The following is an 18254-nucleotide window of genomic DNA, read 5'->3' as shown; positions in this document are numbered from 1 at the left end:
GGTGCGCCCGGAGAGATTCGAACTCCCGACCGCCTGGTTCGTAGCCAGGTACTCTATCCAACTGAGCTACGGGCGCCCTGCGACAGGAGCGGAATTATGCGGATGTCGGCGCGAGTCGTCAACGCTTTTGTGAAAATTTTCACCCAACTGAATGAAAAACGCCTCTGCGACAGCCTCCGGGTGTTTCATCCAAGCGAAGTGATCGGCCTGCGTACCCAGCTCCTGCGCAGAAAGCACGCGTAATTCCGAGGCGACATCCGGCAGTTTCGCCAGCAGCGCCTGCATTGATCCGGTCGGCGCCAGCCAATCGTCTTCCATCAGCACCGCCTGCGCACTGCCGTGCACGCGCGCCATCTGCGCATCCAGGTCCTCGTCCATGCCTGCGGCGGCGTAGTGATTGCTCAGCCCTACGCGTGCCCAGTCGGCGATCAGTCCGCGTGCTTCGGTGCCGCCGAAACCGAGCCGGCGCCCGTGCAGCACGCCCTGGCGTCGCGCGATCCACGGCAGGAAGCGATAGATCAGTGGCAGCAGCCAACCGCGTGGTGGCGGGAACGTGCGCCAGAACGGTGTGCCGCTGGCGGCAAGCCACAATCGATCGAACGCCTGTGGCTGGCGTCCGGCGTGCACGCAGGCCAGCTGCCCGCCCAGGCTGTGGCCACCGATGATCCATGGCAGCGCGTTCTGGCCAGCATCAGCGTCGGCGAGCAGGGCCTGGCTGGCCGGCAGATCGTGGTCGAGAATCTGCCTGTAGCCCCAATCCTGGCTGCGCGACGGTCGCAGCGAGCTGCTGCCATTGCCACGCCATTCGTGCAGGTAGACCGCCACGCCCCTGGCTGCAAGTGCCTGCGCCAGCGGCAGGTAGTGGCGCGCGGCCACGCCCAGCGCCGGCAGCCACAACAGCCGTGCCAGCGGCTGTGCGGGCACGCAGGCGATCACATCGAAACGGTGGCCATCGCCGCTGTTCACGGTGAGCGCGCGTGGCGAATCGCTCATGCGTGGGGCGCCGCGCCGAAGTGGTCCAGAACCAGCACCTCGCTGCGCCCGGGCGCATAGCCCTGCTGCAATCCGCGCGCCACGTAGTCGATGCCGGCTTCGCAGGCGTTGGCCAGGCTCAGCCCGTTGCAGAGCTGCGCGGCGATGGCCGAGGCCAGCGTGCAGCCCGTGCCATGCGCATCCAGTGGCAGGCGGGCATGGATGAATTCTTCGTTGCTGACGCCGTCGAAGTAGCGGTCGACCACGCGGTTGCCTTCGTGCAGGTGCCCCCCCTTCAACAGCACCGCACCGGCGCCCAGATCAAGGAGCGAGGCGGCGGCCCGCTCTGCGTCGTTGCCATTGGCGATGCTGCGGCCGACCAGCAGCTCCGCTTCGGGTGCATTGGGGGTGACCAGGGTGGCCAGTGGCAGCAGCCGTTGGCGCATTGCCTGCAGCGCGCTGTCCTCCAGCAGGCGCGCACCGCTGGTGGCGACCATCACCGGGTCGAGCACCACGTGCGGTGGTCGATGGCGTTCCAGTGCATCGGCCACCGCGTGGATCACCTCGGCGTTGGCCAGCATGCCCAGCTTCACCGCGTGGATGTCGAAGTCGTCGAAGCAGGCTTCGATCTGCGCGTGCAGGAAGTCGATCGGTGGCACGTGCACGGCGCGCACACCGCGGGTGTTCTGCGCGGTCAGTGCGGCGATCACCGACAGGCCATGCACGCGATGCGCGGCGAAGGCCTTCAGGTCGGCCTGGATGCCGGCGCCGCCGCCGGAATCGGAGCCGGCGATGGTCAGGGCGGAAACGGGGGTGGTCGGGCTCATGCAGCGATTGTGCCGTGCTGCCTTGCCAGGGGGTAGTGCCGGCCGGGCTGCGCCCGCCACCGGCAGAAGCCGGGGCAACAGCAACAGCGGCTCTGGATTTCTGCGGGGGAGGCGGGGCGGTGTCGATAGCTTCCTGGTGACTGTCAGTAGATCCACGCCATGCGTGGATATCGCGGAAAAGATCGGATGGACAACGCAGATCCACGCCATGCGTGGATGACGCCATGCTCAACGCCGCCAGCGTGCCCACTGCTGGTAGGACACATAGCCCAGCCCGGTCAGGCCGGTCAGCAGGGCAGGGGCCAGCAGGGCGTCGTACTGCCAGCGCACGAACAGCCAGGCGCCGATCACGCCGCCAGCAAGGAAGCCGCTGATGATCAGGCCGCTCAGGGTCAGGCGTCGTACCTGCAGCGGCAGCCCGCGCAGCAGGTGGCCCAGGCCGATGCCGAGATCGGTGAACATGCCGCTGAGATGAGTGGTGCGTACGACGGCACCACTGAAGGTGGTGGCCATCGCATTCTGCAGTCCGCAGGCCATCGCGGCCGCCAATGCGCCCCATATCTGATGCTGCTTGAACAGCGGAATGGCCGCCAGCAGCAACAGCGATTCCAATGCCAGCGCCACGCCGTAGCGCCGGCCGAGCTGCAGTGCGCTGTCCTGGATCAGCAGTCCGCTGACCATCGCGCCCAGCGAAAACGCGATCAGCAGCCCCCACAGATGGCCGACCGCGCGCCAGTCACCTTGCGCCAGTGCCATGCCGAGCTGGCTGGTGCTGCCGGTCATGTGGCTGACCGCCTGATGTTCAAAACCGAGGAAGCCAACCACATTGACCATGCCGGCCACGCACGACAGGGCGACCGCGCCGATCCAGACCCAGGTGGGCAGGCGGATTCCCATGGCAGGCCCCTCAGGGCCCGCCGAAGCCGCCGTTGAACTGCAGCTCGCTGAAGGTCCCGCTGGCCGGGTCGAAGACCGCGCCCCAGAACTGCGCGCCGCCATCGCACACCCGTACCGCCTCGCGGGCGGGCCGGAGGCTGTTGTCTTCAGGCAGATGGAACGCGTTGATGTAGATCACCTGCTTTCCATCCAGCTCGATGCCGACGTACTGGCGATCGAAATCCAGCACGTGTGGCACCTGCGCTTCCAGCGATGCCAGCTTCGCTTCCAGCTGGTCCACCTGCTGCCGGCTCGGCGCCCAGTAGCCGCTGACCCGCCCGGCCTCGCGGCCGGGGCTGGGGCGCGAGCAGGTGTCGAGCACCTGCGCGGCGATGATCGGGCGGGTGACCACCCAGGACTGGCCACTGCGTTCTGTGGTCGGCACGCTGGCCGGTCCCTGCGTGGTCGCGCAGGCACCGAGCAGCGTGGCAATGGCGGCGGCCAGCGATGGCAGCAGCAGACGGGTGCAGCGGTTCACAACACCTCCGAGGCGTAATCGGCCAGTCGCGAGCGTTCACCGCGACGCAGCGTGATGTGCGCGCTGTGCGGCCAGTTCTTGAAGCGGTCCACGGCATAGGTCAGGCCCGACGTGGTTTCGGTCAGGTACGGGGTGTCGATCTGTTCGACGTTGCCGAGGCAGACGATCTTGGTGCCGGGGCCGGCACGGGTGATCAGCGTCTTCATCTGCTTGGGGGTCAGGTTCTGCGCCTCGTCCAGGATCAGGTAACGCGACAGGAACGTACGGCCGCGCATGAAGTTCATCGAGCGGATCTTGATGCGGCTGGCGAGGAGGTCGTTGGTGGCCTGGCGGCCCCAGGTGCCGCCTTCCTGGTTGTGCGTCAGCACTTCCAGGTTGTCGGTCAGCGCGCCCATCCACGGCGTCATCTTCTCTTCCTCGGTACCGGGCAGGAAGCCGATGTCCTCGCCGACGCTGACCGTGGCGCGGGTCATGATGATCTCGCGGTAGCGCTGCTGGTCCATCGTCTGCGCCAGGCCGGCGGCCAGTGCCAGCAGGGTCTTGCCGGTGCCGGCAGTACCGAGCAGGGTGACGAAGTCGATCTCCGGATCCATCAGTGCGTTGAGTGCGAAGTTCTGCTCGCGGTTGCGCGCGCTGATGCCCCACACGGCATGGCTGCCGTGGCGGAAGTCATCGACCAGCGACAACACCACCTTGCCATCGCCGACGATCCTGCTGACGCGCAGCTCGACTTCATCTTCGCCCGGCAGGTACACGTACTGGTTCGGGTACCACTCTTCGCCGTCCTGGGCGAGGATTTCGTAGTGCGTGCGGCCCTTGTCGCTCCAGCTGCGCAGATCCTCGCCGTGGCGCTTCCAGAAGTCTTCCGGCAGCTCGGTGGCGCCGGTGTAGAGCAGGCTGAAATCGTCCAGCGCGCGGTCGTTCTCGTAGTCTTCCGAGACGATGCCGGCGATGGCCGCCTTGATGCGCAGGTTGATGTCCTTGGAGACGAACACCACCGGGATCTCCGGCGTTTCTTCCTTCAGCGCCAGGATCGCGCCGAGGATGGCGTTGTCCGGGATGACCTTGCCAAAGCTCTTGCCCGCGTCGAAATGGCTGGTCTGGAAGCGCAGCAGGCCCACGCTCTGCTTGCCGCGCAGCTGCAGGCCCTGCGGCCGCTGCAGCGGAATGCCCTCGGCCAGGTTGTCCAGGCCCGAAGCCTGCACCAGCTCGTTGAGGAAGCGGCTGACCTGGCGCGCATTGCGGCTTGCTTCGGTCGTGCCCTTCTTGCCGTTGTCCAGCTCCTCGATCACCTGCATGGGCAGGTAGACATCGTGCTCCTCGAATTTGAACAGCGCGGTGGGATCGTGCATCAGCACGTTGGTATCCAGCACGTAGATGCGCTTGCCTCGGGTCATCATCGGTTCCTGGTTACGGACAGGGAAAAACCACCACGACCTGCTGCAGGGCAGGGTGGTGGCGGACAAAGTGGGCGATGGGACTCACTTGGACTGATTGGCCTTCAGTTCGGAAAGGACGGCGTCGGCATGGCCGGCGACCTTGACCTTGCGCCATGACTGCACGATGCGGCTGTCGGGGGAAATCAGGAAGGTGCTGCGCTCGATGCCACGTACCTGCTTGCCGTACATGTTCTTCATCTTGATCACGTCGAAGGCGCTGCACAGCGCTTCGTCGGCATCACTGACCAGCGGGAACGCGAAGCCCTGCTTGGCACAGAAGTTGTCGTGGGACTTCACCGAGTCGCGGGAGACGCCAAGCACGACCGCGCCCGCCTTCTGGAAGTCGGGCAGCAGCGCGTTGAAGTCGATGCCTTCGGTGGTGCAGCCCGGGGTGCTGTCCTTGGGGTAGAAGTACAGCACCAGCCACTGGCCGGCGTAATCGCCGAGGGTGGCCTGGGCGCCGCCGGACAGCGCCAGCGGCAGGGAGAGGGTGGTGCTGTCCAGGGTATCGCCGTTGTTCATGAGGTCCTTCTGTCGAGCCTGGGTTCTTTCTACGACAATTGCATGAAACGCCACGCGCCCGTGAGGAGCGCGCGAAGAATCAGGGTTTCAATCAGAACTTCATCGGGTCCATGATCGCGTCCAGGTTCAAGTGGTCGCAGAACTCGAGGAAATCATCGCGCAGGGCGGCGATATGCATGTTGGCCGGCACGCCGATGGTGACCTGTGCGCTGAACATTTCCGCACCGGTCTGCATGGCGCGGTAGCGCGTGCTCTGCAGGGTCTCGATGGTGATGCCCTGGCGGTCGAAGAAATCGGCCAGCTGGAACAGGATGCCCGGCTTGTCGGCGGCGATCACCTCGACGATGTACGGCAGCAGGTTGGACTGCGCCTGCTTGGCTTCGGTGCGATACCACACCAGCTTCAGGCCTTCCTCGCGCTCGAGCCGGGTCAGCATCGCTTCCAGCTTGGCGACCGAATCCCAGGAGCCGGTGGCCAGCGCGGTCACCGAGACGTCGCGGCCCACGGTGGCCAGGCGTGCATCCACCAGATTGCACCCGCTGTCGGCGATGCGGCGGGTGACGGACAACAGGGGGGACTCCGGATGCGTCGTATAGGCGTTGATCAGGAGGTGGTTTTCGCTCGGCGCTGGGCGCGGGGTGGTGTCGGTCAAGGCGATTCCGGGTAATGCATGCGTTAGTCTGAATGCCCGCCAGAGGCGGGGATCCACCGGTGTCCAGCATACTTGCCCGTGCTTTCGCGCCGCAAGTAACATTCAGAACGCCCGCGCCCTTCCGTGGCGGACGTTTTCCCTCCCCAGCCAAGAGCAGCACGTCCTTGTCCCTTTCCGGCCTCATCACCGCGCTGGCGACCCCCTTCCGGGCCGACGGCGCACTCGACCCCGACGGTTGGCAGCGCCTGCTGCACCTGCAGCTGGAGGGCGGCGTCCAAGGCGTTGTCGTTGCTGGCTCCACCGGCGAGGCAGCCACCCTGTCCGATGCGGAGTACGACCAGCTGCTGGCCAGCGCGGTCGAACGCATCGCCGGCCGCGTTCCGGTCCTGGCCGGTACCGGCCTGTCCGGCACCGCCAAAACCATCGAGCAGACCCGCCGTGCTGCTGCGCTTGGCGCCACCCACGCGCTGGTGGTCACCCCGCCGTACGTGCGCCCGACCCAGGCTGGCCTGATCGCGCATTACCGCGCGGTCGCCGACCAGGCCGGAGTGCCGGTGGTGCTGTACAACGTGCCCGGCCGTACCGGCTGCGACATGCTGCCGGAGACGGTGGCCGAGCTCGCCAGCCATCCGAACATCGTCGGCATCAAGGAAGCGGTGGGCGACACCGGCCGCGTGCGGGCACTGCTGGACCTGCGCAGTCCGACGTTTGCCGTGCTCACCGGCGATGACGGCACGGCCGCACGTTCGATCCAGGCCGGCATGGACGGTCTGATCTCGGTCGGTTCCAACGTGCTGCCCGGCGCCTATCGCCGGATGTGCGACCTGGCCGCTGCCCGCGACCATGAAGCCGTTGAATCCTGGGACGCTCGCCTGCAGCCGTTCCATGACTTCTGCGGTGTCGAATCCAACCCGATTCCGGTCAAGGCGCTGTTGCGTCGGATCGGCATCGGTCACGATCTGCGCCTGCCGCTGCTGCCGCTTTCGGCCGCACACGCGCCTGCCGCCGACCATCTCGCCGGCGATATCGCCGCCCTCGAAGCCCTTTCCAGCCACTGACCTTCCGTCTTGGTCTGATCCAGGAGATTCACATGCGCCAATCCGTTTCCGCCGTCCGCGTGCTGTCCTTCGCGCTCCTTGCCGTGGCCACCGCAGCCGGCACCACCGGTTGCTTCAAGCGTGGCGTCAAGGGCGACTACGCTCTGGCCCCGGAAGTGCGTCCGCTGGAAGTGCCGCCGGACCTGAACCTGCCGGCAGGCGCCGGCAACAACCAGGTGCCGACCCTGAGCTCGGCGACCAAGCCGGCCACCCCGGCCGCCGCTGCCCCCGCCGTCAGCGCCACCGGTTTCACCATTGCCGGCAGCAAGGATGAAGCCTTCGCCAAGGTCGGTACCGCGCTGGAAGGCGTGGAAGGCCTGACCATCGCTACCCGCGCCCAGCTGCTGGGTTCGTACGACGTGGCCTATGAAGGCAGCAACTTCCTGGTCCGCGTGGTCGCCGTCGACGCCGGTGCCTACATCTCCGCGGTCGATCCGCGTGGCCTGCCGGCCACCGCCGAAGCCCCGGTGAAGCTGATTGCCGCGCTGAAGGCCAAGCTGGCCCCGTAATGGCCGGTTGGGCGGGTGCGGACCCTGCGGGTTCGTACCTGCCGTGGTAGAGGCCGGCCCGGGTCGGCGCCTTTGTGCCAACCAAGGTTGGCAGCTACCAAGGCCGGAACAGAAAAGGGCGCCCAGGGCGCCCTTTTCATTGCCTGCTGGTTGGTGCCTGCTGCGGTGGGGGCCGACCTTGGTCGGCGTCTTTGCGCCAACCAGGGCCGGCAGCTACCAGGGCCATGGTGCCTGCGCCTCAGCGCTCCAGCAGCTTCAGCTTGTCCGGCTTGCCATCCCACTCACCGGCGTCGGCCGGCGGGTCCTTGCGCACGGTCAGCACCGGCCATTCCTTCGCCAGTTCTGCATTGAGGGCGACGAAACCTTCCTGGCCAGCGGGAACATCGTCTTCCGGGAAGATCGCGTTGACCGGACACTCGGGTTCGCAGAGGGTGCAGTCAATGCACTCGTCCGGGTCGATCACCAGGAAGTTCGGGCCTTCGTGGAAGCAATCCACGGGACACACTTCCACGCAATCGGTGTGTTTGCACTTGATGCAGTTTTCGGTGACGACAAATGGCATGGGTAGAGGGCGAATCGCTTTCTGAACCTGCCAATTCTAGAACAGGTTGGCCCCCGGTGTCGGTTGCCGTGTGAAAGTGGGGGGATGGGGGGGGCGAGGGCCCATTTGGCGGCGTGCCCGCCCTGTGCGACGCTGCCAGGGCCGCCGGCCCGCTTCGGTCGGCCCCCTTCCTTGCAGGATTCTTCATGTCGCCAGTCCAGCCCGGTGCCGCCTCCAACGGCGGTGAGAACACTGCCTTCATCGTCCTGATCAGTTGCGCCGCCACCCTCGGCGGGTTCCTGTTCGGCTTCGATAGTGGCGTCATCAATGGCACCGTCGACGGCCTGCGCCAGGCCTTCAACTCCAGCGAGGCCGCGCTCGGCTTCGAGGTCGCCTCGATGCTGCTGGGGTGCGCAATCGGGGCGTTCGTGGCCGGTTGGCTTGGCGATCGGCTGGGACGTCGCGGCGTGCTGATCGTGGCGGCCGTGATGTTCCTGGTGTCGGCGCTGGGCGCCGGCGCTGCACATGCCTCCTGGTTGTTCGTCTGCGCACGCGTGCTCGGCGGGTTCGCTGTCGGTGCGGCCAGCGTGATGTCGCCGGCCTATATCGCCGAAGTCGCCTCTGCGCGCTATCGCGGCCGGCTGGCGACCGTGCAGCAGATGGCGATCATCTGCGGCCTGTTCGCCGCGTTCCTCAGCAACTATCTGCTGGCCCGGGCGGCGGGTGCGTCGACCGAGCCGCTCTGGCTGGGGCAGGAAGCCTGGCGCTGGATGTTCTGGATGCAGGCACTGCCGTCGCTGCTGTTCCTGCTGTTGTTGCTGGTGATCCCGGAAAGCCCGCGCTTCCTGGTGATGAAGGGCCGGCAGGCGCAGGCGAGGGCGGTGCTTGGCCGGTTGTACGGCGAACGTGCCGCGGTGAACAAGCAGGCCGAGATCGAAGCAAGCCTGGCCCAGGACCAGCACAAGCCGCGATTCGGCGACCTGCTCAACAAGGCCACCGGCAAGCTGCGACCGATTGTCTGGGTCGGTATCGGCCTGGCGATGTTCCAGCAGCTGGTCGGCATCAATGTGGTGTTCTATTACGGCGCGGTGCTGTGGCAGGCGGTGGGTTTCTCGGAAAGCGATGCGCTGCTGATCAACGTCCTGTCCGGTGCGCTGAGCATCGGCGCCTGCCTGCTGACGGTGGTGCTGATCGATCGCATCGGCCGCAAGCCGCTGCTGTGGGTCGGTTCGGTCGGCATGTCGGTGGCCCTGGTGCTGATGGTGGTGGCCTTCGCCAGTGGCAGCCTGGCCGAGGGGCGCCTGCAGCTGTCCGACGGCATGGGCCGGCTGGCGCTGGTAGCGGCCAACGTCTATGTGGTGTTCTTCAACATGTCCTGGGGCCCGGTGATGTGGGTGATGCTGGGCGAAATGTTCCCGAACCAGATCCGCGGCCCGGCGTTGGCCGTGGCCGGGGCGGCGCAGTGGACGTCGAATTTCGCGATCACCGTGACCTTCCCGATGCTACTGGCCGGCATCGGCCTGGCCGGTGCGTACGGCATCTACACCGTGGCCGCGATCCTCTCGATCATCTTCGTCATCCGCTACGTGCGCGAGACCAAGGGCAAAGAGCTGGAGCAGATGGAAGGCTGACGTGTGCCTGGCTTCGGTTGCATTTCGTCGGCGCCTGGTTGTCCACGGTGTGAGGGGGCAGGCCGCCCTCTCCAGGACACGCAAAAGCCCATCCATGGTGCTCGATGGCGCCATCCATGGCGCCAACGGTCCTGGAGAGGGCGGCCTGCCCCCTCCTGACAGTTTCACGGTGCCAGCGGATGCACTGAAGCGCTGGTCGGCTGTTGCTGCAGCGCGCGGGAAACCGTCCAGAGCCGGCGGGGTCACCCAGGGCAGGACCGTTGGCGCCATGGATGGCGCCATCGAGACCCCATGGATGGGTTCACGGCGTGTCCTGCCCTGGGTGACCCCGCCGGCTCAAGCCGATAGCAGGGAGGCGCTCAAGCGACCAGCCCAGTCGGCGACACGAATCCGGAAAACAGAAAAGCCCGCACAAGGCGGGCTTTTTCGGTTCCTGCTGCGGCGACTGGTGCTCCCTAGGGGACTCGAACCCCTGTTTTAGCCTTGAGAGGGCCACGTCCTAACCACTAGACGAAGGGAGCAGTGTGTCGCTGCCGGTGCAGGAGCGCTAGTATATGCACCTCGATGCCATTGGGCAATCCCGAAACTTCAACCGGAAGCGCCAACATCATTTCCTCTGCTACATCACCGTTCAGCCTGCGCGTCATCCCGCGCGACCAGCACACGATCTCCCGCAAGGACATCAGCCCGAACGCGTTGCGCGTGCTTTATCGACTGCGCGATGCCGGCTTCGGCGCCTACCTTGTCGGCGGCGCGGTGCGCGATCTGCTGGTCAATGGCCAACCCAAGGATTTCGACGTGGCCACCGATGCCACGCCCGAACAGGTCAAGCAGTTGTTCCGCAACTGCCGCCTGATCGGCCGCCGTTTCCGCCTGGCCCATGTTGTGTTCGGCCGCGAGATCATCGAAGTCGCCACCTTCCGTGCCAACATCGATGACGGCAGCGGCGACCGCGAAATGGAAAACGGCATGCTCGTGCGCGACAACGTGTACGGCAGCATCGAAGACGACGCCATCCGCCGCGACTTCACCTGCAATGCCCTGTATTACGCCATCGAGGACTTCTCGGTGCGTGACTACACCGGTGGCTTCGAAGACGTGCAGGCACGCCTGATGAAGCTCATCGGCGACCCGGTGCAGCGTTACCAGGAAGACCCGGTGCGCATGCTGCGTGCGGTCCGCCTGGCGGCCAAGCTCGGTTTCCAGATCGAAGAGGGCACCGCCGCACCGATCCCGCAGCTGGCCGGCCTGCTCAACGAAGCCGCACCGGCGCGCCTGTTCGAGGAAGTCCTGAAGCTGTTCCTGTCCGGGCATGGCGTTGCCAGCTTCGAAGGACTGGAACGCTACGGCCTGTTCGACGTGCTGTTCCCGGAAAGCGCCAAGGCGCTGAAGTCGAACCGCACCGGCGCGCTGCGTCGCATGCTGGTCGAGGGCCTGGCCAACACCGATGCACGCGTGGCCAATGACGAGCCCGTGTCGCCGGCGTTCCTGTTCGCGCTGCTCCTGTGGCCGGCGTATTGCCGCGCACAGGCAATGCTGCTCAAGCAGGGCGTGGCACCGGAAGAGGCACAGCGTCGTGCCGCCGACCGTGTCACCGTGCAGCAGCTGAGCACCATTGCATTGCCGCGCCGTTTCTCGCTGCCGATGCAGGAGATCTGGCTGCTGCAGGCGCGCTTCAGTTCGCGCCAGCGCAAGCGCGTGATGCGCACGCTCAGCCACCCCCGTTTCCGTGCCGCCTTCGATTTCCTGGCCCTGCGCCAGGTGGCATCGGCAGAGCACGAAGCCGACGTTGCGTTCTGGCGTGAAGCGCAGGCGCAGTCCGGGCATGAGCTGGATTCGTCGCTGGATTCCCTGCACAGCGATGCCGGCGATGAGGAGGGTGGAGCGCCGCGCAAGCGTCGTCGTCGCCGTCGTCGTCCCGATGGCGCAGCTGCCGGTGCTGCCGAGTAATCCATGACCGGTGCCTGGATCGGGCTGGGCGCCAATCTTGGCGACGCAGCCAACACCGTCCGCGCGGCCATTGCCGCGCTGGACGGGCTGCCCGGAACCCGGCTGACGCAGGCCTCGCGGTTGTATGCGACGCCGGCATGGGGCAACGAGGACCAGCCGCCGTTCGTCAACGCAGTGGCCTCGGTCGACACCGATCTGCCCGCCGTCGAGCTGCTGCAGGCCCTGCTCGCGCTGGAGCAGCGCTTCGGCCGCGTACGCGACCCCGCCGTGCACTGGGGGCCGCGTGCGCTGGATCTGGACCTGCTGCTGTTCGGCGAGCAGGTGCTGGACCTGCCCGAGCTGAAGGTGCCGCATCCCTACCTGCACGAGCGTGCGTTCGTGTTGGTGCCGTTGGCCGAAATCGCCGCCGATCTGGCCATTCCCGGCCACGGTCGCGTACGGGATGCAGTGATGCGGGTGGATGCCTGCGGGATCGCGCCGTTAGGGTGATAATGCCCGGGTTATCTCCCCCGGTTATCAGCACATGAGCACCCACGCAGACAGCAAGCCCTGGACCGTTCCCGCCCTGGCCGAGGCCAAGCGCAATGGCCAGAAGCTGGTCATGTTGACCGCCTACGACGCAGGCTTTGCCCGCACCTTCGATGCCAATGGCGTCGACCTGATCCTGATCGGCGATTCGCTGGGCATGGTCGTGCAGGGGCACGATTCGACCCTGCCGGTGACCGTCGCCGACATGGTCTATCACACCCGCGCAGTCGCCCGCGTGCTGCAGCGTGCGCTGCTGATCGCCGACCTGCCGTTCGGCGCCGATGCCACCCCGGAACGCGCGCTGGATGCTTCGCTGCAGTTGCTGCAGGCGGGTGCGGAGATGGTCAAGATCGAAGGCGCCGGCTTCAAGGTCGACATCATCCGCTACCTGGTCGAGCGCGAGATCCCGGTCTGTTCGCACCTGGGCCTGACCCCGCAGTCGGTGCTGCGCCTGGGTGGCTTCAAGATCCAGGGCCGTGGCGATGCCGCGCGCCAGCTGGTGGACGATGCCAAGGCCGTGGCTGAAGCCGGTGCCAGCATCATGGTGCTCGAATGCGTGCCGACCCCGGTTGCTGCTGCCGTCACCGCCGCGGTGCCGGTGCCGACCATCGGTATCGGTGCCGGTCCGCAGTGCGACGGCCAGGTGCTGGTGCTGCACGATTTCCTCGGCCTGGACAGCGGCCACCGTCGCCCGAAGTTCGTCAAGGACTTCCTGGCTGAAGGCGGTTCGGTGGCCGGCGCCACCCGTGCCTACGCCGATGCCGTGCGCGATGGCAGCTTCCCCGACGAAGAACACGCGTACGCCCAATGATCCAGACCTTCAACGAACTCGGTGCGCTGCGCGCGCAGATCGCGCAGTGGAAGGGCGAGGGCCTGCGCGTGGCGCTGGTGCCGACCATGGGCAACCTGCACGGCGGGCACCACGCGCTGGTCACCCTGGCAAAGCAGTACGCCGACAAGGTGGTGGCCAGCATCTTCGTCAACCCGACACAGTTCGGGCCGAACGAGGATTTCAGCCGCTATCCGCGCACCCCCGAAGCCGATGTGGCCGGGCTGGAGCAGGTGGGCTGCGATGCGGTGTGGCTGCCCAGCGTCGAAGCGATGTACCCGCTGGGCGTGGACAAAACCACGCAGATGCATGCGCCCGGCGTCAGCGAGGTGCTGGAAGGCGCCAGCCGCCCGGGCCATTTCGATGGCGTGTGCACGGTGGTGGCGCGGCTGTTCCTGCAGGTACAGCCGGATGTAGCCGTGTTCGGCCGCAAGGACTACCAGCAGCTGGCGGTCATCAAGCAGATGGTGGCCGAGCTGTCGTTCCCGATCCAGATCGTCGGTGCCGAGATCGTGCGCGATGAGGATGGCCTGGCCAAGAGCTCGCGCAACCAGTACCTCAGCGCCGAGCAGCGCCCCTTGGCGACCACCCTTCACCGCACCCTGCTGGGTATGCGCGAAGGCTATGTGGCCGGGCACGCGCGTGAACGCATCGAGGCCGACGCCGTCGCTGCGCTGCAGGCAGCGGGGTTCCAGGTGGATTACGCGGTACTGCGCACTCCGGAGCTGGCCGAGCCGAGTTTCGATGGCGGCGGCCGCGTGGCCCTGATCGCCGCACGCCTGGGCACCACCCGGTTGATCGACAACCTGGAGTTCTGAACCGCCCCGCGCGGTTGTGCAGGGCGCCCGCAGTGGGCGCCCGGTGTTCGCCGGACAAGGACGACCTGCCGATATGACCTCGTTTCCAGCCAGCCCCGGCCGCCGCGCCGTGGCGGCGATCCTGGCGGTGTTCGCCGCCGCGCTGCTGCCTTCGCTGGTGATCGGTGGCCTGATTGCCGGTCTCAGTCTCGGCCAGGAAGTGGCCACGGCCGCGCTGGCGGCCGCATTGATGTTCGTGCTGGCCTTCGCCCACGCCGTGGCGGTGCTGCTGCCGATGGGCCTGATCCTGCTGTCTTCCGGCCGCCTGCGCTGGGTCTGGTTCGCGCTGGTCGGGGCAGGGCTGGGCGCGCTGGCCATGGCCACCTGTGCCTGGCCCGACGGCTCTGGCGGCGCTCTGATGAGCCAGCTGTCCTCTGCGGGCAACTTCGACTGGGCCAGCTATGCCTTTTCGGTACTGGTGGCGGCCGGATTCGGCCTGATGGCCGGACTGGCGTTCCATGGCGTGTTCCGGGCCGTGCTGGCCGGTGCCGCGGCGCCATCGCCGGGCGCGCAGCAGCGCACCGGCTGAACGGTCTTCAGCATCCTGCGGCCGCTACCTGACGGTTGCCGCGTGGGTGCTAGAATCCGCTCTTTCCTTTGCCGTTGCAGCGCCCCCATGCACCTGTCCCTGCTCAAGACCAAGATCCACCGCGCCACCGTCACCCATTCCGAGCTGAACTACGAAGGCTCCATCGCCATCGATGACAACCTGCTGGCTGCCACCGGCATCCGTGAGTTCGAGCAGGTGCACATCTGGGACGTGACCAACGGTGCGCGCTTCTCGACCTATGCGATCCGCGCCGAAGCCGGCAGCGGTGTCGTCTCGCTCAATGGTGGCGCTGCGCGCCACGTGCAGGTCGGTGACATCATCATCATTGCCGCCTTCGCCAGCATGACCGAGCAGGAAGCCGACAGCTTCAAGCCGAAGCTGGTGTACGTGGATGGCAACAACCAGATCTCCCACACCAACGACACGATCCCGACCCAGGCCGCATGACAACGAACAACGGATTCGACTCGCTGCATTCCCACGCCCAGCGCCTGAAGGGCGCAAGCATTCCCGGCCTGCTCGCCGCCGAACCCGGCCGTGTACAGGACCTGGCGCTGCGGGTCGGTCCGTTGTATGTCAACTTCGCCCGGCAGAAATACGATGCCGCAGCGTTGCAGGCGCTGTTGGCGCTGGCTGCCGAACGTGATGTCGGCGGCGCCATCACGCGCCTGTTCCGTGGCGAACAGGTCAACCTGACCGAAGGCCGCGCTGCGCTGCATACCGCGTTGCGCGGTGATGTAGTCGATGCGCCGGTGGCGGCCGAGGCCTATGCCACCGCGCGCGGCATCCGCCAGCGCATGGGCGTGCTGGTGCGCGCGCTGGAAGACAGCGGCGTGACCGATGTGGTCAGCGTCGGCATTGGCGGTTCCGATCTCGGCCCGCGACTGGTCGCCGATGCGCTGCGCCCGGTCACAGGCGCACGCCTGCGCGTGCATTTCGTGTCCAACGTGGACGGCGCCGCCATGCAGCGCACGCTGGCCACGCTGGATCCGGCGAAGACCGCCGGCATCCTCATTTCCAAGACCTTTGGTACCCAGGAAACCCTGCTCAACGGCCAGATCCTGCATGACTGGCTGGGCGGCAGCGACCGTCTGTACGCGGTCAGCGCCAATCCGGAACGCGCCGCCAAGGCCTTCGCCATCGCCGCCGAGCGCGTGCTGCCGATGTGGGACTGGGTGGGCGGCCGCTATTCGCTGTGGTCGGCCGTCGGTTTCCCGATCGCACTGGCCATCGGCTTCGAGCGCTTCGAGCAGCTGCTGGAAGGTGCCGCGCAGATGGATGCGCATGCACTGGACGCGCCGTTGGAGCGCAACCTGCCGGTGCTGCACGGCCTGACCGACATCTGGAACCGTAATCTGCTGGGCCACGCCACGCATGCGGTGATGACCTACGACCAGCGCCTGGCGCTGCTGCCGGCCTATCTGCAGCAGCTGGTGATGGAAAGCCTGGGCAAGCGCGTGCAGCGCGATGGCCAGCCGGTCACCACCGACACCGTGCCGGTGTGGTGGGGCGGTGCGGGCACCGATGTGCAGCACAGCTTCTTCCAGGCGCTGCACCAGGGCACCAGCATCATCCCGGCCGATTTCATCGGCTGCGTGCACAGCGATGATCCGTATACGGTCAACCACCAGGCGCTGATGGCCAACCTGCTGGCGCAGACCGAAGCACTGGCCAACGGCCAGGGCAGCGACGATCCGCACCGCGATTACCCGGGCGGCCGCCCGAGCACGATGATCCTGCTCGACGCGCTTACCCCGCAGGCGCTGGGCGCGTTGATCGCGATGTACGAGCACGCGGTGTACGTGCAGTCGGTGATCTGGAACATCAACGCTTTCGACCAGTTCGGTGTCGAACTGGGCAAGCAGCTGGCCAGTGGCCTGCTGCCGGCCCTGCAGGGCGAGGATGTCCAGATCAATGATCCGCTGACCCGTGAGCTGCTGGCGCAGCTGAAGGGCTGACGCGGGCGGGGAATGCCGCCGGGCATGGCCCGGCGCTACCCTTCGTCATGCCGGTAGCGCCGGGCCATGCCCGGCGAATACGACGACGCTTCACCGGCTCGGATCGCGTTCCGGGCTCGGCCGCTTGGCCAGCTTGCGCTGCAGCGAACGCCGGTGCATGCCGAGCAGCCGCGCGGCCGCCGACACATTGCCGCCGGTTTCATGCATCGCCTGCTGGATGTGTTCCCACTGCAGGCGGCTGATCGGGGTCATCGCATCGGGCACTTCCATCTCGCCGTCATCGGCCGGGCCATCGTCTTCCTCGCCCAGCGCACGCAGGATCATCGGCACCGTCGATGGCTTCGGCAGGTAGTCGTCGGCGCCCAGCTTGATCGCCTCCACCGCCGTGGCGATGCTGGCATAGCCGGTCACCAGCAGGATCCGCATGTCCGCGCGCAGGGCGCGCAGCGGCTGGATCAGGGCCAGGCCGGAATCGCTGCCCAGCTTCAGGTCGATCAACGCGAACGCCGGCGGATGCTGGCGGGCCAGTGCCAGCGCGCTGGCCGCATCCTGTGCGGTCTGCGTCTCCAGCCCTTTGCGGGCCAGGCTGCGCTGCAGGGTGCGCAGGTAGAGTTCGTCGTCGTCGACCAGCAGGCCAAGGGTGGAAGCAGTCATGGTCATTCCTCGCGGGGGGCCAACGGCAGGCGGAAGCCGACGCGGCTACCGGCCCCTTGGGCCGGGCGCATCCACATCTCGCCGTCCAGGCGTTCGATGGTGGCATGGGACAGGGCAAGACCGACGCCCATGCCTTCACTCTTGCTGCTGCCGAACAGCTTGCCCGGCAGCACGGCGGCGCGGGCGTTGAAGCCATGGCCGTAGTCGCGCACTTCGCCGATCAGGTCGTCGCCTTCGATGCGCAGGCTGAGATCGACGCGTGGTCGGCCGGCCTGCTCGCCGGCATCGGCAGCATTGTTCAGCAGCACCATCAGCAGGTGGCCGACGCCCGGGTCCAGCGGCAGGCGCAGCGGTGCGTCGTCGTTGCGATGCAGGTCGATGGTCGGGCGCACCAGCCGCCATTGCTCCAGCACCTGCTGGGCCGTGGAGTGGGCGCGCCCGGGGCGGTCATTGGAGGCCGGGGCGGCCAGGGCCAGCACGCGCTCCCGGCACTGCACCAGCAGTTCGCGCAGGGTTTCCATGTCCTCGCGCACTTCCGGTTCTTCGCTGCGTTCGGCCACGTCGTCGGCGAGCAGGGTCATCGTCGCCAGCGGCGTGTTCAGTTCGTGCGCCACCGAGGCTGCATGCGTGGCCAGGGCGACGATGCCCTCGTTGCGCGCGAAGCGTTCGCGCAGTGCCGACAGTTCCAGCTCGCGCTCGCGCAGCGCGATCGCCAGCCGGGTAGAGAAGATCAGTACGACCGCAGCGGACAGCAGGAAGGTGGCGATCACGCCCCAGCGATTGAGGTCCAGTGCGTTGAAATAGCCCGCCGGCAGCGGTTGCCCGAACAGTCCGCTGGCGGCGTAGCCCAGCAGGCAGGCGCTGGCCACGGCCAGGGCCCAGCGCAGGGGCAGGGCGAAGGCCGCCAGGGCGATCAGGATCAGGAACAGCGAGCCGAACGGATTGGCGATGCCGCCGCTCCAGCTGACCATCCAGGTGAGGATGATCACGTCCACCAGGATGTGGCCGAAGGCAGTCAGCGGCGCGGTATCGGCCGGCTCCGGGCGCAGCTGCGTATACAGGTTGAATACGGCGAGCACGGCCACGCCCGACCACAGCGGCAGTTGCGGCAAGGGCAGTCCCAGCACCCAGGTCGCAACCAGGATGGTGGCCGCCTGGCCAGCCACGGCCAACCAGCGCAGGCTGCACAGGGTTCGGAGAAACGGGGCGTCGGGACCGGTCATTCGCGCCCATCGTATGCGTTCGCGGGGGCGGCTGCCTGCGACAATCGGCCGCAGCCGGACTGTCGCCTGAATGCGACACACCCGGAAGGTCGGGGCGGGCG

At 67.0% G+C, this 18254-nt stretch carries 20 protein-coding genes and 2 tRNA genes; 10 read left to right on the top strand and 12 right to left on the bottom strand.

All coding sequences use genetic code 11. From position 1 onward, the window contains the following. Positions 1-2: 2 nt before the first annotated feature. The 8 genes from ACUXVE_RS13070 to ACUXVE_RS13035 all read right to left on the bottom strand — a co-directional run bounded on the left by ACUXVE_RS13070 (position 3) and on the right by ACUXVE_RS13035 (position 5826). Positions 3-76 (bottom strand) — tRNA-Arg (locus ACUXVE_RS13070). Beyond that, on the bottom strand, positions 67-993 hold the full coding sequence (locus ACUXVE_RS13065; RefSeq protein WP_093820017.1) for an alpha/beta hydrolase family protein: 927 nt from the start codon (positions 991-993) through the stop codon (positions 67-69). Before ACUXVE_RS13065 ends, ACUXVE_RS13070 begins: the two co-directional genes overlap by 10 nt. After that, positions 990-1799 (bottom strand): bifunctional hydroxymethylpyrimidine kinase/phosphomethylpyrimidine kinase, encoded by an 810-nt coding sequence (thiD, locus tag ACUXVE_RS13060; protein WP_445514528.1) that lies wholly within the window; start codon positions 1797-1799, stop codon positions 990-992. Before thiD ends, ACUXVE_RS13065 begins: the two co-directional genes overlap by 4 nt. Before the next feature lie 228 nt (positions 1800-2027). After that, the gene (locus tag ACUXVE_RS13055) at positions 2028-2696 is read right to left on the bottom strand and encodes a YoaK family protein (RefSeq protein ID WP_059063786.1); all 669 of its coding nucleotides are present in this window, start codon (positions 2694-2696) and stop codon (positions 2028-2030) included. 10 nt (positions 2697-2706) lie between these two features. Beyond that, positions 2707-3213, bottom strand: coding sequence for a hypothetical protein (locus tag ACUXVE_RS13050; protein WP_445514527.1), 507 nt, complete (start codon positions 3211-3213; stop codon positions 2707-2709). Beyond that, the gene (locus ACUXVE_RS13045; protein WP_025879446.1) at positions 3210-4610 is read right to left on the bottom strand and encodes a PhoH family protein; all 1401 of its coding nucleotides are present in this window, start codon (positions 4608-4610) and stop codon (positions 3210-3212) included. The genes ACUXVE_RS13050 and ACUXVE_RS13045 overlap by 4 nt, the downstream gene beginning before the upstream one ends. A gap of 84 nt (positions 4611-4694) precedes the next feature. Further along, positions 4695-5174 (bottom strand): peroxiredoxin, encoded by a 480-nt coding sequence (locus ACUXVE_RS13040; RefSeq protein WP_093820011.1) that lies wholly within the window; start codon positions 5172-5174, stop codon positions 4695-4697. 91 nt (positions 5175-5265) lie between these two features. Next, positions 5266-5826 carry a glycine cleavage system protein R gene (locus ACUXVE_RS13035; RefSeq protein ID WP_025879444.1) on the bottom strand — a complete coding sequence of 187 codons (561 nt, stop codon included), beginning with the start codon at positions 5824-5826 and terminating at the stop codon, positions 5266-5268. Between the two features lie 164 nt (positions 5827-5990). Here ACUXVE_RS13035 and dapA point away from each other — a divergent pair, with 164 nt between their 5' ends. Both dapA and ACUXVE_RS13025 read left to right on the top strand, forming a co-directional pair. After that, on the top strand, positions 5991-6884 hold the full coding sequence (gene dapA, locus ACUXVE_RS13030) for a 4-hydroxy-tetrahydrodipicolinate synthase (RefSeq protein WP_025879443.1): 894 nt from the start codon (positions 5991-5993) through the stop codon (positions 6882-6884). Between the two features lie 32 nt (positions 6885-6916). Continuing rightward, positions 6917-7432, top strand: coding sequence for a hypothetical protein (locus ACUXVE_RS13025; RefSeq protein ID WP_025879442.1), 516 nt, complete (start codon positions 6917-6919; stop codon positions 7430-7432). Positions 7433-7670: 238 nt separating this feature from the next. Here ACUXVE_RS13025 and fdxA read toward each other — a convergent pair whose 3' ends face one another. Then, positions 7671-7994: a ferredoxin FdxA gene (gene fdxA / locus ACUXVE_RS13020; protein ID WP_005409054.1), complete on the bottom strand. Its 324-nt coding sequence runs from the start codon at positions 7992-7994 to the stop codon at positions 7671-7673. Between the two features lie 185 nt (positions 7995-8179). Between fdxA and ACUXVE_RS13015 the strand changes: the two genes are divergently transcribed. Beyond that, the gene (locus ACUXVE_RS13015; protein ID WP_117310098.1) at positions 8180-9604 is read left to right on the top strand and encodes a sugar porter family MFS transporter; all 1425 of its coding nucleotides are present in this window, start codon (positions 8180-8182) and stop codon (positions 9602-9604) included. A 446-nt stretch (positions 9605-10050) separates the two neighbouring features. Here the strand turns inward: ACUXVE_RS13015 and ACUXVE_RS13010 are convergent. After that, a tRNA-Glu gene (locus tag ACUXVE_RS13010) sits at positions 10051-10125 on the bottom strand. A 49-nt stretch (positions 10126-10174) separates the two neighbouring features. Here ACUXVE_RS13010 and pcnB point away from each other — a divergent pair. The 7 genes from pcnB to pgi all read left to right on the top strand — a co-directional run bounded on the left by pcnB (position 10175) and on the right by pgi (position 16276). Continuing rightward, complete coding sequence (gene pcnB / locus ACUXVE_RS13005; protein ID WP_222390971.1) at positions 10175-11554, top strand: polynucleotide adenylyltransferase PcnB; 1380 nt, start codon at positions 10175-10177, stop codon at positions 11552-11554. Between the two features lie 3 nt (positions 11555-11557). Further along, the gene (gene folK, locus ACUXVE_RS13000) at positions 11558-12043 is read left to right on the top strand and encodes a 2-amino-4-hydroxy-6-hydroxymethyldihydropteridine diphosphokinase (protein WP_222389970.1); all 486 of its coding nucleotides are present in this window, start codon (positions 11558-11560) and stop codon (positions 12041-12043) included. 34 nt (positions 12044-12077) lie between these two features. Beyond that, complete coding sequence (panB, locus tag ACUXVE_RS12995) at positions 12078-12893, top strand: 3-methyl-2-oxobutanoate hydroxymethyltransferase (protein WP_025878796.1); 816 nt, start codon at positions 12078-12080, stop codon at positions 12891-12893. After that, positions 12890-13729 carry a pantoate--beta-alanine ligase gene (gene panC, locus ACUXVE_RS12990; RefSeq protein WP_032977891.1) on the top strand — a complete coding sequence of 280 codons (840 nt, stop codon included), beginning with the start codon at positions 12890-12892 and terminating at the stop codon, positions 13727-13729. The genes panB and panC overlap by 4 nt, the downstream gene beginning before the upstream one ends. Before the next feature lie 73 nt (positions 13730-13802). Then, positions 13803-14297: a hypothetical protein gene (locus tag ACUXVE_RS12985; RefSeq protein ID WP_445514526.1), complete on the top strand. Its 495-nt coding sequence runs from the start codon at positions 13803-13805 to the stop codon at positions 14295-14297. An 87-nt stretch (positions 14298-14384) separates the two neighbouring features. Then, positions 14385-14765 (top strand): aspartate 1-decarboxylase, encoded by a 381-nt coding sequence (panD, locus tag ACUXVE_RS12980; RefSeq protein ID WP_004153087.1) that lies wholly within the window; start codon positions 14385-14387, stop codon positions 14763-14765. Next, entirely contained in the window at positions 14762-16276 is a 1515-nt protein-coding gene (pgi, locus tag ACUXVE_RS12975) for a glucose-6-phosphate isomerase (protein WP_445514525.1), read from the top strand. Before panD ends, pgi begins: the two co-directional genes overlap by 4 nt. A 90-nt stretch (positions 16277-16366) precedes the next feature. Here the strand turns inward: pgi and ACUXVE_RS12970 are convergent, their stop codons facing one another. Continuing rightward, positions 16367-16936 carry a response regulator transcription factor gene (locus ACUXVE_RS12970; RefSeq protein ID WP_032952096.1) on the bottom strand — a complete coding sequence of 190 codons (570 nt, stop codon included), beginning with the start codon at positions 16934-16936 and terminating at the stop codon, positions 16367-16369. Further along, positions 16933-18153 (bottom strand): ATP-binding protein, encoded by a 1221-nt coding sequence (locus ACUXVE_RS12965; protein ID WP_093819996.1) that lies wholly within the window; start codon positions 18151-18153, stop codon positions 16933-16935. Before ACUXVE_RS12965 ends, ACUXVE_RS12970 begins: the two co-directional genes overlap by 4 nt. Positions 18154-18254: the final 101 nt, after the last annotated feature.

It is taken from the genome of Stenotrophomonas sp. 3(2025), from assembly GCF_052665395.1.
This window is presented reverse-complemented; position numbering and strand designations above follow the sequence as displayed.

Bases quoted from the DNA above. Each gene is read 5' to 3' on its own strand.
- ACUXVE_RS12985 (WP_445514526.1), top strand. From the start codon at position 13,803: ATGACCTCGTTTCCAGCCAGCCCCGGCCGCCGCGCCGTGGCGGCGATC.
- thiD (WP_445514528.1), bottom strand. From the start codon at position 1,799: ATGAGCCCGACCACCCCCGTTTCCGCCCTGACCATCGCCGGCTCCGAT.
- ACUXVE_RS12970 (WP_032952096.1), bottom strand. From the start codon at position 16,936: ATGACCATGACTGCTTCCACCCTTGGCCTGCTGGTCGACGACGACGAA.
- pgi (WP_445514525.1), top strand. From the start codon at position 14,762: ATGACAACGAACAACGGATTCGACTCGCTGCATTCCCACGCCCAGCGC.
- ACUXVE_RS13055 (WP_059063786.1), bottom strand. From the start codon at position 2,696: ATGGGAATCCGCCTGCCCACCTGGGTCTGGATCGGCGCGGTCGCCCTG.
- fdxA (WP_005409054.1), bottom strand. From the start codon at position 7,994: ATGCCATTTGTCGTCACCGAAAACTGCATCAAGTGCAAACACACCGAT.
- ACUXVE_RS13015 (WP_117310098.1), top strand. From the start codon at position 8,180: ATGTCGCCAGTCCAGCCCGGTGCCGCCTCCAACGGCGGTGAGAACACT.
- ACUXVE_RS13065 (WP_093820017.1), bottom strand. From the start codon at position 993: ATGAGCGATTCGCCACGCGCGCTCACCGTGAACAGCGGCGATGGCCAC.
- ACUXVE_RS13045 (WP_025879446.1), bottom strand. From the start codon at position 4,610: ATGACCCGAGGCAAGCGCATCTACGTGCTGGATACCAACGTGCTGATG.
- ACUXVE_RS12965 (WP_093819996.1), bottom strand. From the start codon at position 18,153: ATGACCGGTCCCGACGCCCCGTTTCTCCGAACCCTGTGCAGCCTGCGC.
- ACUXVE_RS13040 (WP_093820011.1), bottom strand. From the start codon at position 5,174: ATGAACAACGGCGATACCCTGGACAGCACCACCCTCTCCCTGCCGCTG.
- folK (WP_222389970.1), top strand. From the start codon at position 11,558: ATGACCGGTGCCTGGATCGGGCTGGGCGCCAATCTTGGCGACGCAGCC.
- panC (WP_032977891.1), top strand. From the start codon at position 12,890: ATGATCCAGACCTTCAACGAACTCGGTGCGCTGCGCGCGCAGATCGCG.
- ACUXVE_RS13025 (WP_025879442.1), top strand. From the start codon at position 6,917: ATGCGCCAATCCGTTTCCGCCGTCCGCGTGCTGTCCTTCGCGCTCCTT.
- panB (WP_025878796.1), top strand. From the start codon at position 12,078: ATGAGCACCCACGCAGACAGCAAGCCCTGGACCGTTCCCGCCCTGGCC.
- panD (WP_004153087.1), top strand. From the start codon at position 14,385: ATGCACCTGTCCCTGCTCAAGACCAAGATCCACCGCGCCACCGTCACC.